We start from the raw sequence: 14989 nt of genomic DNA on the forward strand, positions 1-14989 counted from the left end.
TCCAGGAGGCGTACCGCCGGGGAAGAGACCTGGTCATACGCCCTGCTCCCAGCGGGCCCCCCGAGCGGAGCACGAAACCCCTGATGCCCGAAATGCGTATCAGGCATAGGCTGAAAGCGGGTCGGCACACTCTCACGTGCGACCGGCCTGGAAGGGCGACCCCGGTGTGTATACGCCGGGGTCGTTGGAGGACGGCCGACTGACATGCCACCCATGGCGTAATCGGCTCGTCGGACCTGTCGGCGATGCAAGCTTGGGCCGGTCCACAGCGTTGTGCCACGCCGATCGCCACTGACCGCCGGGTGGATCCGAGAGGCCGGGGTGCGTTGCGTCGGGGCACCGGGAGTCGTGACAGGCGGTCGGATCGGGTGTCGATGGCGCCGGCGCCGTTCCCCGGCCGGCACCGCCCCACACCGGCCGCGGTACGACGCGGTCGGGGCACCGGGCCGCTCGCTCGGGGCGAAGACCGCGCGGCCGGGGCGCCGGGCTGCCGGGCTGTCCGCGAAGACCGCGTGGACACGGCCGTCCAATGAGGTCCTCGGGCAGTTCGCGCCGCGGGGGGAAGGGAAGCAAGCAGCGATGACGGACGGTGGGCACACGCCGGGCAGGATCGGGGTGGACCGGTCGGAGGGGTTCGGTGAACGACTGCTGGGTGTGCTGCTGGACCGGGCCCACGAGATGCCGCCGGAGTTGATCGCCCCACTCGTCGCGGAGGAGGTGGCCAGGGTCGGGGGGCGGGAGGTCTCCATCCTCCTCCAGGACTACGAGCAGGTGCTGCTGGTGCCGCTGCCGGGCCGGAGGCTGAGGGTCGGCGCCCCCGAGCCGGTCGAGGACTCGCCCGCCGGCGAGGCGTTCCTGAGCCGCAGAACGGTGGAGGTGCCACGGGACGGCAGTGTGCGGATGTACCTGCCGCTGCTCGACGGCAGCGACCAGATCGGGGCGATGGCCGTCACCCTGGACCGGGTCGACGACGACGACCGGCGACTGCTCCGCAGACTCGCCGGTCTGGTCGCGGACATGATCGTCACCAAGGACGCCTACACCGACCTGTTCTTCCAGGCCCGCCGCAGCGCCCCGATGAGCGTGGCCGCGGAGATCCAGTGGTCGTTGCTGCCCCCGCTGTCGATGACCGTTCCCCAGGTCGAGGTGGCCGGAATCCTGGAGCCCGCCTACGACGTGGCCGGAGACAGCTTCGACTACGCCCTCAACGGCGACACCCTTCACGTGGCCATGATCGACGCGATGGGCCACGGGCTGGACGCCGCGACCATGGCGACGGTGGCCATCGGCGCCTATCGCCACACACGACGCGCCGACACGGAGCTGTCCCAGGTGTACGCGTTCATGGACCGGGCCATCAACGAGCAGTTCGGCCCCGACCACTTCGTCACCGCGCAGATGATGGTTCTGAACATCGCCACAGGCCGGCTGCGTTGGGTCAACGCCGGCCACCCGGCCCCGTTCCTGATCCGGGACCACGCGGTGGTGGACCGGCTGGAGAGCCCGACCACGTTGCCGGTCGGCTTCGGCGGCGAGGAGCCGGTGGTCAGCGAGCGGATGCTGGCCCCCGGGGACCGGCTGCTGTGCTTCACCGACGGCCTGATCGAGGAGCACCAGACCGGCGGGGAACAGTTCGGTGAGGAGCAGCTCGTCGAGTGGACCAACCGGATCCTCCGCGAGCGCACCCAGGTACGGGCGGTGGTACGAGCCCTCTCCCACGCCCTGAAACAGGAACGGGGCGGCGCCACGAGCGACGACGCGACCATCTTCCTCATCGAGTGGCGAGGCGGCGACGCCGACCATCTCGCCACCCTCGACTGAGCCCGCGACGAAGGCGCGCCGGGCCTGGGCGGGTGCCGCGGCCCCACGCCTCACGAGTCCGACAGGTCCGCACGCGAGTGCCCACACCCGACCGGGGGAGCGAGCCCCGGGGAGGGCTCGCGGGCGGCTACCAGGACAGGGCGTCCGCCGCGTTGTCCTGCCAGTAGGTGACGGTGGCGGCGCTGTTGAAGAAGATCCCGCCCTTCGGCAGGTTCAGGGTCTTCTCCTTGTTGGTCGCGTTGCCCTTCCTGTCGGTGAAGATCACGCCGAGGGTCTTCTCCTTGGCCCCGCCTTCGCCGTCGGGGGTGGACGTCGTGATGCCCGCGTACGCGGACTGGCCGTGCTCGAGCGTCACCACGGCCTGCGGCGTGGTCTCCTCGGCCCACGCCAGGGGGGCCTGGGCGTCGGCGCCGGCCCTCAGGAAGGGGGCGATGTAGGCGTAGCAGGGCTTGGTGCCGGTGTTGGTGGCCTTGAGCAGCAGGTGGTTGATCGGGCGGGACACCTCGGTGACGGTCAGCTTGGTGTTCGCCGCGGTGCAGGTGACGACCGAGGGGGCCTTCTTGGTGGCGGCGGAGGCCGTCTGCTCGGTGGCCTGGAAGCCGACGAGCGCGAGGGCGGCGGCGACCACCATGGAGGAGGCGGCCGCGCGGGAAGCGAAACGAGTGGCGATACGCATGAGTGGGTTGCTCCCTCTGGATATCCGGAATGTGATCTTCCGGTTGTGGGCTGTGCCGGTCGGTTCTGTCCTGGGTGTGCTGCGTGTGGTGGGCGTGGGGGCGCCGCAAGTGCGAGCCGTGAACGCGGGGTTGAACGAGGACGATCGCCATGTCCGGTGAGGCGCCGTGCTCGGATGACCCAAGCCTGTGCCCTGCGGCGTTCCAACCGCCATTCCCTACCGGAGTTTCGGGATGCTGGAATGATCAAACCGGCTCTGAACTGCGGAAACGTGGTCTTCCTGGGATGCCGAACGGGATGGAGGAGGGTGGTGGCGCCTGTCGAGACCGCCGGTTCCGCAGAGGCGGACAGGAGTTGAGGCCTCATCCGGACGGCTGGTCCAGCGCGCGACTCAGGGCACAGGGAGGACACCGACGCGGGAAATGAGCGGCTCCGTTTCCGGGGCGGCAGGCCCTACTCTGATCCCCGTGAGGCAGACAGGCGCTGGGAAGGACGATCGGCGATGACGCCCCTGAGTACCGGGGACCCGGAGTCCATAGGCGGGTACACCCTTCTCGGCCGGCTCGGGGCGGGCGGCATGGGAGTCGTCTATCTGGGAGTCTCCGCCTCGGGACGGCAGGTCGCGGTCAAGCTCGTACACGGGCCGTACGCCCAGGAAGAGGAGTTCCGCACCCGCTTCCGGCAGGAGATCGTGGCAGCGCGCAGAGTGAGCGGCGCCTTCACCGCACCGGTCCTGGACGCCGACCCGGACGCCGACCGGCCGTGGATGGCGACGCTCTACGTACCGGGGCGCAACCTCGCCGAAGCCGTGGAGAAGGACGGCCCGCTGAACCAGCGGGAGTTGCGCGCGCTGGGGCTGGGGCTCACCGAGGCGCTGCGCGACATCCACCGGGCGGGTCTGGTCCACCGGGACCTCAAACCGCGCAACGTCCTGATGACCGAGGACGGGCCGCGCGTCATCGACTTCGGCATATCGCGCGCTTCCGACAACCAGAACCTCACCACGACCGGGCGGATGATCGGCACTCCGCCCTTCATGTCGCCGGAGCAGCTGGCCGCTCCCCGGGACGTCACCCCGGCCTCGGACGTGTTCTCGCTGGGGTCACTGCTGGTGTTCGCGGCCGTCGGCACGGGACCGTTCGACGCCGACAGCCCGTACATAACCGGCTATCAGGTGGTGCACGGGACCCCGGACCTCGGCGGGGTGCCCGAAGCGCTCCTGGGCGTCGTCGAGCGCTGCCTGGACAAGGACCCGGCCGCACGGCCGGAACTGACGGACATACACCGCATGCTCCAGGCGCTGCCGGAGTCCGACGTCATCGGGTCTCCGAAGACGGGCCAGTCCGCGGAATCCCGGCGCCGCCCCGCCGCCCGGAGCGCGGCCACCACCTCCGCGGGCGCCGCGACCGGCACGGCCACCGGCACCGGCTCCGGCACGGCCACCGGCTCCGGCTCGGGCTCCGGCAGGCGACGCCGGGCCCGGATGCTGCTCACCGGCCTCGGCGCGGTGCTGGCCGTCACCGCGCTGTGTGTCGGAGTGGGTGTCTTCGTGTCCGATTCGGACGCCACCGCCACCGCCAAGACCACCGCCAAGGCCACCGCCCGTGCCGCGTCACTGCCCGACGGCTGGCGGCCGTGGCGCACGGAGCTGCGGTACGACGTGCAGGGTGTCCCTCTCGACTACAACAGCCCCGGCTGCGTGACGGAGGGAAGCGCCCTGTTCTGCGGCGGTACGGGCGCCACGGTCACCAAGGTCGACGCGGCCTCCGGCCGCACCCTGTGGCGGACCGGCACCCGCCCTCAGGGGGCGCAGCCGATCGGCGTCCGCGACGGGCTGGTCTACGTGTACGAGGATCCGGACGACAACACCAGGCGCGTGCTGGCCCTCGACGCCACGACCGGGCACCGGCGGTGGCAACGCGACATCAACAAGTCCGAGGCCGCGGTCCTGTACGACGGCGGGTTGCTGACCCTGTCCCCCGACTACTCGTCGTTCGTGGCCTACGGGTCCTCCGGCAAGGAGCTGTGGCAGGCGCCCTCCCTGGACGAGTACTGCACTCCGTCGGTGCTGGGGGGCGACCCCTACGCCCTGTGCTCGCAGGGCACCGAGTCAGGCCAGGCCCCGGTCGAGCTGATGAAGCTCGGACCCGGCAGCCTGACCGAAACCGCCACACTCCCCAAGAAGGCGGAAGCGCTCGGCACGGTCGGCGGGCAACCCCTGTTCCTCGCCCCGCAGACCGCGAAGGACGTCTACGAAGCCGGATACGAACGGCCGTACAACGCGCTGCTGCGGGTGTCCTCGGAAACCGGGCAGGTCAGACGGGTACCGCTGGCTCGTCCGCTGACCGGCGCGGCCACCCTGGTGGACGGCGTCGTCTACTTCGTCCGGTCCGACGGGTCGGTCACCGCGGTGTCGGCGGACAGCGGCAGACAACTCTGGCAGAAGGTGACGGACGTGGAGAGCCTGTCCGCGCCCGCGGTGTCGGCGACGTACAAGCGGGTCTACTTCTCCAACCGCTTCGGCCGTCTGCTGGCGCTGGACAGCCGCACCGGAGCGGAGGTCTGGCGCACCTCCGCACTGGCCGACCCCGGGGACAAGGCGCAGAGCTACCCGCCGCGCGTGCTGCTCGTCAAGGACGCGATCGTGGCGATGGCCGGCGACACGGCCTTCTCCCGGAGCCCTGACGGGCCCACCTGACGGGCCGGGGCGGTCGCCGCGCACCCGCAGGCGTCCCACCGCGGCGGCGGGTCCGTGATGCGGTTGCCGAGGTCCGCCGAGGGTCATCGGGTCCGCCGGTGTCCCGTGCGCCGGGCCCGCTCGTCGAGGATCCCAGCCGGCCTCCTCCGCGCCACCTTCCCCGACAGTGCGCCCGAAGACGAAGCGGAGAGTCGGTCCCGGGATGGCCTCGGTCTTCGGGGGCATCCGGTAGGGCATGGCTACTGGATCGGCAACGGCACGCGGACGCGGTCAGGTTCGACGTGCGGCGAACAGCAAGGCGATCGCGGCAGCGGCCCGGGCGGGCTTCGTCGCCCGCGGGGTCATCTACGCACTGATCGGCGTCCTCTCCCTGCGGGTCGCCTTCTCCGGCGGGGGCGAGCAGGCCGACCGGGGCGGCGCGATCGCCGAGATCGCCCAGAAGCCCTTCGGCACCGTACTGCTGTGGCTGCTCGGGATCGCCCTGGCCGGGATGGCCCTGTGGCGGCTGTCCGAGGCCGCCTTCGGGCAGGCGGGTCCCGACGGCGGAAAACCGGGCAAGAGGGCGATGGCCGCGGGCCGTTCCGTCTTCTACGGATTCGTCGCGTACTCCGTGCTCTCCTACGCGGCCGGGGACAAGAACAGCGGCAGCGGCAGTTCCGACAAGAACTCCCAGGACGTCACGGCGAAGGCGCTGGACTGGCCTGGCGGGCAGTGGATCGTCGGCGTCGTGGGTGCCGCGGTGACCGCTGCCGGCCTGTGGATCGCCGTCCGGGCCGTCCTGCGCAAGTTCGAGAAGCACCTCAGGATGTCGGAGGTGTCGCAGAAAACACGCAAGGTCGTCTCCTTCTTCGGCGTGTTCGGCGGTACGGCCCGGGGCGTCGTCTTCGCCACCGCGGGCTGCTTCGCCATCGCCGCGGCCGTCCAGCACAAGCCCGGCAGGGCCAAGGGCATGGACGACACCCTGCGTACGTTCGCCGACACCCCGGCGGGCCCCTGGCTGCTGGCGCTGATAGCGGTCGGCCTGATGGCCTTCGGGGTCTTCTCCTGGGCCAACGCGCGCTGGCGCGACGTCTGACCGGCGGCAGAACGCGAGACGCGGACGAATCTGATGCGGCCCGCTTCGGGATGACCTCGCCGCTTCGGGGAACCCGGCACCTACCAGCAGGCTTCAGGAAACACCAGGAGGTACGGCCATGATCGCTGTCGGAATCATTCTGCTCGTCGTCGGGTTCGTCACGGGCATATCCATCCTGTGGACGCTCGGCATCATTCTGGCGGTGATCGGTGCCGCCTTCTGGATCCTGGGATCCATGGGGCACGCGGTGGCCGGCCGCCGCCACTATTGGTGAGGGTCTCCGGCATCGGACGCCGTACGTCCGACCTCGCGGGTCAGGAGGTGAGGACGGAGATGCCGTCCCCGAGCAGCTTCAGGCCGAGGACGAAGAACAGGACCGCCATCACGGCCACATTGTGCTGAGCCGCCCAGTCCTTCCAGTTGCCGAGCGTGGTCTTGGCGCGCTCTCCCCCGAGCAGGAAGACCGCCAGCGGGGCCAACAGGCCGAGGGTGGCGACCACGACGAAGATCGCCAGAGAGCCGATCTGCTGCCCCAGCGGCAGGTCGGCCGAGCCGATCGCGGCTCCCGCGGCAATGGTCAGCGGGGCGTTCTTGGCATTGAGCGCCGCCAGGGCCAGTCCGAGTGCGAAGACCTTGACCGGCGTGAGGCCGTCGATCGCACTCATCCACTTCGGCAGCCGGGCCTGGGAGGGATCCCTCGGACGCCGGTGCCACTGCCGGGCGCCGAAGAGGACGAGGAACAGGCCGAGGGCGAGCTTGAGGGCTCCCACCCAGGTGGCCGGGTGGTTGTGGCTGGAGGCGCCTGCCGGGGAGGCGATCGCCAGCATCACCGCGCCCAGTACCGCGAGTCCCAGGATCCAGCCGACGGTGAAGAGAACGCCGTTGAGACGTCCCCGAGGCGTGGCCAGGATGAGGATGACGGCGATGATGGGGAGCGGGCTGACCGCGACGCCGGCCGCGAATCCCAGTACGTCACCGAGAACTGCCCCCATGGTTGCCTCCGCGTGGGGTCGGGTGGCGATCCGGCCGACCAGGGCTTGGCGCGAGTGTGCCGGACCGCCTGGGCGGCGCGACAGGCCGGCGTGCGATGGGCTGCGCCACCGTGCACTCGGCACGTCCCACTGCTTCCATCTTCCTGCGCCCGGCCGGGTCTGTCCTCGGGAGCCTCTCGGTCTACGGGCCGGAGTGCCGGGGCTTCCCCCCGGATGCGAGGCAGGGCGTCCGTGGTGAGGATTGAGGGGTGAGGGCGATGGCGCCTCATGTTCGGGCGCTTGGTGCCCCTCGCACCGATCCGTGGCAGGAGAGTCCCACGATGACTGCGACGACAGGTGCACCCCAGTCGGCTCACCCCGAGCGCCCGGGCAGGTCGGACGGGGTCTGCAACGAGTTCACCGTCTTCACCAAGATCAAGCCGGGGCATGCGGATGAGCTGCGCAAGGATCTCGCCAAGCTCGCCGACGCGGCGGACGACGAGAAGGTCCATGCGGCGGTGCGCCAGATCGGCACCCTGCATGACGCCCGGCACGTGATCTTCGACGACGACACCCGGTTCATGTTCGCCAGCGTCTTCGACGGTTCCTGGGACAACTACATCGACGACTTCGCCCAGACGGTGGTCGGGGCCCGCTTCGACAAGGTCTTCTCGCACAGTGAAGGGTTCCCCGGCGTCACCGATCCGGGGGTGAAGGACTGGTTCGTCGCTCACCAGGAGCCCGCGGGGGTCTTCGTCAGCGCCTATCCCGATCTGACCGTCCAGCAGATCTTCAAGGACCACCGCGTGGACGACGCGTTCCAGGAGGTGCTGGACACCCCCCAGTTCCGGGCGGCGCTGGAGAACCCGGCCAACGCGGAGCTGGTGTCCACGCCGGCCTTCCAGAAGCTGCTGGAAGAAGCCTCGGCCTAGGGCCTGTCCGGCGGATCGCGGGGCCTGCCACGTCCACCTGCGGCGTTGTCGTCGGTTGTCAACGTCCCCCAGCCTTCGGCCGGGGGTGCATGATGTGCCGTTGTTCTCCTGCGACCTGATCCGCCGGACAGGCCCTAGCACCCGCCGTTGCGAGCCGGCCGTTGCGGGGCGGCTGTCCAGGCAGAGACCGATCCGGAGGCACAAGCGCCCATGAACACAGTGGACAGCGGCAGCGCGGCAGGCGTGCGCGTCGACATCGACGACGTCCAGAGCGGGGCCCTGCGGCCACGGCCCGTGCCCTACGAGGGAAGGTTCGTCTTCCTGCGCGTGGACGAACCCCGGGCCGGCCGCGCGCTGCTGCGCCGGCTGCTCCCGGTGACCTCGGGCGGCCTGCCGGACGCGGACCGGAGCCGGGATGCCTGGGTCGCCGTGGCGTTCACCTGTCAGGGGCTGGCGGCCCTCGGGGTGCCCCAGGAGTCGCTGGACAGCTTTCCCCGGGCGTTCCGCGAGGGCATGGCCGCGCGCGCGGAGCGGATCGGCGACGTCGGCCAGAGCGCCCCGGCCCACTGGGAGGCACCGTTCGGAACGGGCGACGTCCATATCGCGTTGAGCGCCCTCTCCTCCGACGCGGCACAGCTGGACCAGGAGCTGGAGCGGGCCCGTGCCGCCTACGAGGACACGCCCGGTGTGCACGTGATCTGGCAGCAGGAGGTCAAGCAACTCCCCACCGGGCGCACCACCTTCGGCTTCCGTGACGGCATCAGCCATCCGAACATCGAGGGCGTCGGACTGCCCGGGTCCAACCCGCGGGAAGCCCCCATCAAGGCCGGGGAGTTCATCCTCGGCTACCCCGACGAAACCGGTAACCCGGCGCCCATGCCCAGCCCTGACGTGCTGGGGCGCAACGGGACCTACGTGGCCGTGCGGAAGATCCACACCGATGTGGCGGCCTGGCGCCGCTACCTGCGCGCGAACAGCGCCGGCGCCGAGGAGGAGGCGCTGCTGGCGGCGAAGATGGTCGGGCGCTGGCCCAGCGGGGCGCCGCTGGCGCTGGCGCCGGAGCACGACGATCCGGAGCTGGCGGCCGATCCGCACCGCGTCAACGACTTCCTGTACCGGGAGGACGACGACCGGGGGTACCGGTGCCCCGCCGGCGCGCACATCCGGCGTACCAACCCCCGCGACGCCACCATCATCGGCGACGCGCGGATGCACCGACTCATCCGTCGCGGCACCACCTACGGCCCGCCGTTGCCCGAGGGTGTGCTGGAGGACGACGGCGCCGACCGGGGCCTGGTCGGCGTGTTCATGGGGGCCCACCTGGAACGGCAGTTCGAGTTCATCAAGGCCGAATGGGTCAACGACGGCAACTTCATCGGCTACCCCGGCGAGCAGGACCCGGTGGCCGGGCATCACGGCGGGACCGGCAGCGTCACCATCCCGGAGAAGCCGGTCCGGCGGCGCCTGCGCAACCTGCCCAGCTTCGTGGTCACCCGCGGCGGCGAGTACTGCTTCCTGCCGGGCCTGCGTGCCTTGGGCTGGCTGGCCGAACTGGAGGACTGACGGCGATTCCCACGCCCTGAGATCCGATCACGCCGAGGTCCATCACGCTCTCCGAGGAGAGGCCGCAGTCATGGCAGCACAGTTCGTCCGCTACACGCCCGACGTCGAAGACGACGCACCGGACTTCGACCGCGACGTGCAGACGGTGATCGAGAAGACCGAGGGCTACATCGCCGAGTCCGTCGAGGCCGGCGGCACCGGGCGGGCCCTTCGCGACGCCCATGCCAAGGGCTACGGGCTGGTCCGAGGGGAAGTGGAGATCCTGGACGGGCTGCCCCCGGAGTACGCCCAGGGCATCTACGCGACCCCGGGCACCCACGACGCGCTGATCCGCTTCTCCAACGGCTCGCCCCACGCCGGAGCCGACGCACGGCTGGGCGCCGCCACCGGACTGGCGCTGAAGATGTTCGGCATTCCCGGCCCGACCCTGCTGGACGACGAACCGGACTCGGGCACCTTCGACTACGCCAACATCAACGGACCGATCTTCTTCTGCAACACGGTCGAGCACTACCTGTTCATCCAGGAGCTGTTCCTGAACGCGCCGGCCTACTTCTCCCAGGGCCGGCCCGGCGCACGCCGCTTCTACAGCGACTTCGTGACCGGAAAGGGAACGCTGGACCGGGACGACTGGGCGTGGGACGAGTTCCTGGCGTTCCTGCGGTTGTCGAAGACGCCTCCGGCGAACCTGCTGCTGTCGAGCTACTGGACGATGGGCGCGGTCCGGCACGGGGACTACATCGCCAAGGTGCGCATCACCCCCGACCCGACGTCCGCCGCCGGGGTGGTCCGGCGCACCATCGACCCGGCCTCGGCGGCGGAGGTCTTCCGGCCGGCCCTGCAGGCCGAGTTGCGGGAGGGGCCCTACGTCTTCGACATCCAGGTCCAGCTCTGCACCGACCTGGAGCGCATGCCGGTGGAGGACACCACCGTGGAGTGGCCCGAGCAGCTGTCGCCAGCCTTCACGGTGGCCAAGCTGCGGCTCCCGCAGCAGGACATCTCCAGCCCCGAGAACCTGGAGAAGATGGACGCGCTGTCCTTCACACCCTGGCGGGTCACCGCCGAGCACGCGCCCCTGGGCAACATCATGCGGGCCCGCAAAGAGGTCTACCGGCGATCCTCCATCGAGCGCCACAAGCTCAACCAGCAGCCCCGCACCGAGCCCAGAAGCGCCGACGACGTACTTGGCCGCCCCACATGAGCACCGGATGGGGACAGGCACCGGACGGGGACCCGCACCGGCGGGCGGATGATGGCCGGTATGCGTATCCGTATCGACGCCGTCGACCTGCCCGGCCGTACCCGTCCGGCCCCCGTCGGCGACGACGGCCCCGCCTACGCCGGCATCCATGTCGCCGTGCAGCGCCGTGACCGGCCGGGCGAACTCCTCGGACCACAGCCCGCCGACGCCGCGTCCGCGACCTGGACCCTGGAGTGCACGGCGACCGCCACACCCGACGGCATCGAGGTGACGGGCCCGTACGTGCAGCACCGTCTGGGCCGCCGGTTCGTGTACCTGTCCTGGTGCACGGTCGACGACTCGGGCGTCTTCGTCATGTTCCGTCGCGCCAAGCTCATGCTCGACGCCGTCCCCGCCGACGTGCTCGCCGCCGCCGCGCACCACGGCCTGCTGGTCGGCCGTCTCGGTCTGACCGACGCGGCCGGCGGCCCCCTGTGCGCCCGCGTCGAGCCCCCGCACGTCACCTGGACCGCCGGCGAAGGCCGATCGCCTCTCTGATCCGTCCTCAGCCCGGGGAGCCGTCACAGAGGTCGAGGATCTTGGTGAACGGTCTGCGGAGCAGTACGGCCACCGGGGCCGCGTCGTCCCTGGTGTACCGGGCCAGTGCGGTGCGGGCGGCGGCCGTGTCCTCGTGCGGGTCCCGTCCTTCGAGGAGGGCTTTCAGGGCGCGGCCGGTGGCCTCGGCGACCGGGAGGAGGGCTGTCCGGGCCCGGAAGAGGGCCGGGGTGGGTCCGTCGCGCGCGGTGAAGAAGTCGACCTCGGCGGCCAGCGCGAGGAGGTGGGGCGCGGCCCGGGTGGCGCGGCGGATCCGGTCGCTCAGTTCGGCCACCTCGGTCCGGTGGCGGCGGTGCAGCGGATTGAACCGCATGGCCTTCTCCGCTTCCCGGGCCTTCTCCCCGTAGCGGTGCAGCCGGTCCGCCTCCGCCTGGGTGTGCGTCCGGTTCGCGTACGCGGCGTCCGGTGAGCCGATCGCGCGTGTGCTGCGTACGAGGCCCTCCGTCAGATCGTCCGCGTACTCCCGTGCCAGCGTCGCCGCCTCCCGGCGGGGGTTCCGCGGCCAGAGCAGCGGGCCGAGGACAGCGGTGACCGCGCCGCCCAGCGCGTTCTCCCATAACCGGGCGAAGCCGTAGGACTCTGGTGTCGGGTTGGCGAAGACCAGCAGCGAGGTCACCGCGACCTGCACGTTCAGTGCCGTGCCGGAACTGATGACGGTCCCGCACAGCAGGGCCAGGCCCAGCACGACGGCGAGGACGGCCGTGGTCGGCCGGAAGAAGTGGACCACGGTGACGCCCAGGGCCACCCCGGCCATCACGCCGAGGATCCTCAGCAGCAGTGCCGTCAGGGAGGAGGCGGAATCACCGCGCAGGCACAGCAGCGGAACGATGGCGGCGAACACCGGCGGCTGATCGGCACCGGCCCACAGCGCGGCCTGCCAGCAGAGCACCGCGATCACCAGGATGCGGGCCGCCGTCGGCCCCTGAGCCCGGAGCCTGGAGCGCACCCGCGTCCACGGCGAAACGCCCGTCACCTGGCCACCATAGGCACACACCGAGGCCCGCCGCCCGCCGGTGTACGCCCCGTGAACCGGTGGCTCAGGCCGCTTCGCGCGCCGCCCGGGTGAGCTGGTCGACCTCTTCGGGGTCGAGGGCGAGCCGGGCGGCCTTGACGTTCTCGTCCAGGTGGGTCACACGGGAGGTGCCGGGGATCGGCAGCATGACCTCCGTGCGGGCCAGCAGCCACGCCAGCGCGACCTGACCGGGGGTGGCCTCGTGCCGCTTGGCGATCGTGTCGACGAGACGGCCCGGCTCGACCAGCTCGCCCGCGGCGACGGGCGCCCACGGGATGAAGCCGATGCCCTCGCGCGTGCAGTGGTCGACCACGTCCTCCGACGTGGGGTCGGTGAGGTTGTAGCGGTTCTGCACGGTGACGATCTCCGCGATCCGCCGGCACTCCTCGATCTCGTCCACCGTGACCTCGGAGAGCCCGATCGCCACGATCTTGCCCTCGTCCTGGAACTTCTTCAGCTCGCCGATCTGGTCCTCCAGCGGCACCTTCGCGTCGATGCGGTGCAGCTGGAACAGGTCGATACGGTCCAGGCCGAGCCGCCGCAGGCTCATCTCGAGTTCCTGCCGGAGGTACTCGGGCCGTCCGACCGGGGCCCACTCGTCCGGGCCCGAGCGGGTGAGGCCCGCCTTGGTGGCGATCAGGACGTCGTCGGGGTACGGGTGGATCGCCTCGCGGATGATCTCCTCGCTGACATGGGGCCCGTACGAGTCGGCGGTGTCGATCAGCTGGACGCCGAGCTCGACCGCACGGCGGACGACCCGCCGGCACTCCTCGCGGTCGGCCGGCTCGCCCCAGATCCCGGGTCCGGTCAGCCGCATCGCCCCGAAGCCCAGCCGGGCCACCTGCTTGCCGGCTATCTCGAAGGTCCCTGACTCGTGTGCGATCAGCGTGTCTTCGGTCATGAGTTCCACGCTACTCCCGCACCGGGAATCCGCCTGGGCGCAGCCGTACCGCCTTGCCGTGCGCACCGGGCGGGGCAGGCCCGTCCCGCCCGGTGCCGGTCTACCGCATCGCCCCCGGCCGTACGGGCTGACGGGGTCTCAGGAGAACTTCTCCCATGGGCCGGTGCTGTGTCCGCAGGTAGCCGTAGACCACCGAGGCCAGCGCCAGCAGGAGCAGCGGGCCGGACGCCCACGGGTGCCTGGCCATCTCCCACGGCAGCCAGCGGTACGACACCAGCAGCGCGGCGAAGACCGTCGCGCCGTAGGCGGCGAACCGGAGCCCCGACCGGTCCCAGCCGCGGTCGAAGGAGCGCAGCGCCGCCTCGACCGTGAGCGTGAACACCACGCCGGCGATGAGGTCCACGCCGTAGTGGTAGCCGAATCCCAGCGTCGCGGTGAGGGTGGCGACCAGCCAGAACGCGCCGGCGAAGCGGAGCAGGCGCGGGCCGTTCCGGGAGTGGATGAAGATCGCGACGGCCCAGGCCGTGTGCAGGCTGGGCATGCAGTTCCGCGGGGTGAACCCGTCGAACGGCATGGGGCGCGGGCGATCGACCGGCGGCGTCGTCCGCGGCCACCAGTCGGCCACCGCCCAGTGGCCGTTGCCAGGGCCGAGGCCGAGGCCGTGGCCGTGGTCGTGGTCGTGGAAGTGGCCGCCGGGCGGCGGGTCCGGCCACAGGCTGACCGAAGCCCAGTGCTCGGCACCGGTGCCGTAGGCGAAGACCGGCCCGACCACCGGGAAGATCATGTAGACGGCCGGCCCGAGGAGGCCGATCACCAGGAAGGTGCGCACCAGGTGATGGCGTGGGAAGCGCCGTTCGACCGCCACGTGGCGCAGTTGGTACAGCGCGACGACGACCGCGGCCACGGCGAGCTGGCCGTAGACGACGTCGAGAAGGTTGAAGCCGACCGGACCGGCGGCGGTGACGATCCGGCCGACCAGCCACGACGGTTCGGCCAGCGCGTGATCGGCGGTGGCCACGTACTGGTCGAGCACCGTCGGGCGGGTCTTCGAGGTGAGGAGCAGCCAGGTGTCGCCGGTCTTGCGGCCGGTCACCAGCAGCAGGCCCAGCCCGACGCCCTTGAGCAGCAGGACCCGTTCCCGGCCGGTGCGGCGGGTGACCGCTGTGACCGCGTGGCCCAGGATCACCCACAGGGCGCCGTTGCCGAAGGGATGGCCGTCGGTCACCGGGGCGTCGAGTGCCCAGCGGACCGCCGCGATGGCGATGTCGATACCGATCGCGGCGGCGAGGGCGACGAACCGCTGTCGCCAGGTGAGCACCGTCATCATCAGCGCCATGCCGGCGTACAGAAGGAAACCCGACTTGGGGGCGAAGATCACCTCCCGCGCCTGGTCGGTGATCGGCCCTGGCAGGCCGTAGCGTCGTGCGGCGATCTCGAGTGCCAGGAGGAACCCGAGGGCCGCGACACCCGCCACGGCCCAGGGTCTCGCCCCCGGTCGACGCCACAGGGAGAGCGGTGTTCCACTGCTTCTTTGCGAAGGAACCCG

The 14989-nt window shown here is 71.1% G+C and carries 13 protein-coding genes; 8 read left to right on the forward strand and 5 right to left on the reverse strand.

Annotated features, from left to right (window positions below):
* Positions 1–579 precede the first annotated feature (579 nt).
* The gene (locus ACGFZQ_RS39685; RefSeq protein WP_393844490.1) at positions 580–1821 is read left to right on the forward strand and encodes a PP2C family protein-serine/threonine phosphatase; all 1242 of its coding nucleotides are present in this window, start codon (positions 580–582) and stop codon (positions 1819–1821) included.
* Positions 1822–1948: 127 nt separating this feature from the next.
* Here the strand turns inward: ACGFZQ_RS39685 and ACGFZQ_RS39690 are convergent, their stop codons facing one another.
* Positions 1949–2497, reverse strand: a complete 549-nt coding sequence (locus tag ACGFZQ_RS39690) for a DUF4232 domain-containing protein (protein ID WP_393844491.1) — start codon at positions 2495–2497, stop codon at positions 1949–1951.
* Between the two features lie 501 nt (positions 2498–2998).
* Between ACGFZQ_RS39690 and ACGFZQ_RS39695 the strand changes: the two genes are divergently transcribed.
* The 3 genes from ACGFZQ_RS39695 (at position 2999) to ACGFZQ_RS39705 (ending at position 6543) form a co-directional block, all read left to right on the forward strand.
* Complete coding sequence (locus ACGFZQ_RS39695; RefSeq protein WP_393844492.1) at positions 2999–5194, forward strand: PQQ-binding-like beta-propeller repeat protein; 2196 nt, start codon at positions 2999–3001, stop codon at positions 5192–5194.
* Positions 5195–5429: 235 nt separating this feature from the next.
* Positions 5430–6269 carry a DUF1206 domain-containing protein gene (locus tag ACGFZQ_RS39700; protein ID WP_393844493.1) on the forward strand — a complete coding sequence of 280 codons (840 nt, stop codon included), beginning with the start codon at positions 5430–5432 and terminating at the stop codon, positions 6267–6269.
* Between the two features lie 118 nt (positions 6270–6387).
* Entirely contained in the window at positions 6388–6543 is a 156-nt protein-coding gene (locus ACGFZQ_RS39705; RefSeq protein WP_351740761.1) for a DUF6131 family protein, read from the forward strand.
* A 40-nt stretch (positions 6544–6583) separates the two neighbouring features.
* Here ACGFZQ_RS39705 and ACGFZQ_RS39710 read toward each other — a convergent pair whose 3' ends face one another.
* Complete coding sequence (locus tag ACGFZQ_RS39710) at positions 6584–7261, reverse strand: GAP family protein (protein ID WP_393844494.1); 678 nt, start codon at positions 7259–7261, stop codon at positions 6584–6586.
* Between the two features lie 320 nt (positions 7262–7581).
* On the opposite strand from ACGFZQ_RS39710, the gene ACGFZQ_RS39715 reads away from it, so the two are divergent.
* The 4 genes from ACGFZQ_RS39715 to ACGFZQ_RS39730 all read left to right on the forward strand — a co-directional run bounded on the left by ACGFZQ_RS39715 (position 7582) and on the right by ACGFZQ_RS39730 (position 11473).
* The gene (locus ACGFZQ_RS39715; RefSeq protein ID WP_393844495.1) at positions 7582–8172 is read left to right on the forward strand and encodes a hypothetical protein; all 591 of its coding nucleotides are present in this window, start codon (positions 7582–7584) and stop codon (positions 8170–8172) included.
* Positions 8173–8382: 210 nt separating this feature from the next.
* Entirely contained in the window at positions 8383–9735 is a 1353-nt protein-coding gene (locus ACGFZQ_RS39720; protein ID WP_393844496.1) for a Dyp-type peroxidase, read from the forward strand.
* Positions 9736–9805: 70 nt separating this feature from the next.
* On the forward strand, positions 9806–10936 hold the full coding sequence (locus ACGFZQ_RS39725) for a catalase family protein (RefSeq protein WP_393844497.1): 1131 nt from the start codon (positions 9806–9808) through the stop codon (positions 10934–10936).
* 60 nt (positions 10937–10996) lie between these two features.
* Entirely contained in the window at positions 10997–11473 is a 477-nt protein-coding gene (locus ACGFZQ_RS39730) for a DUF5990 family protein (protein WP_393844498.1), read from the forward strand.
* 7 nt (positions 11474–11480) lie between these two features.
* On the opposite strand, the gene ACGFZQ_RS39735 is transcribed toward ACGFZQ_RS39730, so the two are convergent.
* The 3 genes from ACGFZQ_RS39735 to ACGFZQ_RS39745 form a co-directional block, all read right to left on the reverse strand.
* Positions 11481–12503, reverse strand: a complete 1023-nt coding sequence (locus tag ACGFZQ_RS39735; protein ID WP_393844499.1) for an aromatic acid exporter family protein — start codon at positions 12501–12503, stop codon at positions 11481–11483.
* A 64-nt stretch (positions 12504–12567) separates the two neighbouring features.
* A complete protein-coding gene (locus tag ACGFZQ_RS39740; protein WP_393844500.1) occupies positions 12568–13443 on the reverse strand; it encodes an aldo/keto reductase in 876 nt (291 codons plus the stop codon).
* A gap of 100 nt (positions 13444–13543) precedes the next feature.
* On the reverse strand, positions 13544–14917 hold the full coding sequence (locus tag ACGFZQ_RS39745) for a DUF5933 domain-containing protein (RefSeq protein ID WP_393844501.1): 1374 nt from the start codon (positions 14915–14917) through the stop codon (positions 13544–13546).
* Between the last annotated feature and the right edge of the window lie 72 nt (positions 14918–14989).

Origin of the sequence: Streptomyces sp. NPDC048254, assembly GCF_043201895.1 — a bacterium.
Lineage (GTDB): Bacteria > Actinomycetota > Actinomycetes > Streptomycetales > Streptomycetaceae > Streptomyces.

Excerpts from the sequence above, each read along its gene's own strand:
- ACGFZQ_RS39700 (WP_393844493.1), top strand. The coding sequence starts at position 5,430 with ATGGCTACTGGATCGGCAACGGCACGCGGACGCGGTCAGGTTCGACGT.
- ACGFZQ_RS39730 (WP_393844498.1), top strand. The coding sequence starts at position 10,997 with ATGCGTATCCGTATCGACGCCGTCGACCTGCCCGGCCGTACCCGTCCG.
- ACGFZQ_RS39685 (WP_393844490.1), top strand. The coding sequence starts at position 580 with ATGACGGACGGTGGGCACACGCCGGGCAGGATCGGGGTGGACCGGTCG.
- ACGFZQ_RS39705 (WP_351740761.1), top strand. The coding sequence starts at position 6,388 with ATGATCGCTGTCGGAATCATTCTGCTCGTCGTCGGGTTCGTCACGGGC.
- ACGFZQ_RS39740 (WP_393844500.1), bottom strand. The coding sequence starts at position 13,443 with ATGACCGAAGACACGCTGATCGCACACGAGTCAGGGACCTTCGAGATA.
- ACGFZQ_RS39690 (WP_393844491.1), bottom strand. The coding sequence starts at position 2,497 with ATGCGTATCGCCACTCGTTTCGCTTCCCGCGCGGCCGCCTCCTCCATG.
- ACGFZQ_RS39715 (WP_393844495.1), top strand. The coding sequence starts at position 7,582 with ATGACTGCGACGACAGGTGCACCCCAGTCGGCTCACCCCGAGCGCCCG.
- ACGFZQ_RS39720 (WP_393844496.1), top strand. The coding sequence starts at position 8,383 with ATGAACACAGTGGACAGCGGCAGCGCGGCAGGCGTGCGCGTCGACATC.
- ACGFZQ_RS39695 (WP_393844492.1), top strand. The coding sequence starts at position 2,999 with ATGACGCCCCTGAGTACCGGGGACCCGGAGTCCATAGGCGGGTACACC.
- ACGFZQ_RS39710 (WP_393844494.1), bottom strand. The coding sequence starts at position 7,261 with ATGGGGGCAGTTCTCGGTGACGTACTGGGATTCGCGGCCGGCGTCGCG.
- ACGFZQ_RS39725 (WP_393844497.1), top strand. The coding sequence starts at position 9,806 with ATGGCAGCACAGTTCGTCCGCTACACGCCCGACGTCGAAGACGACGCA.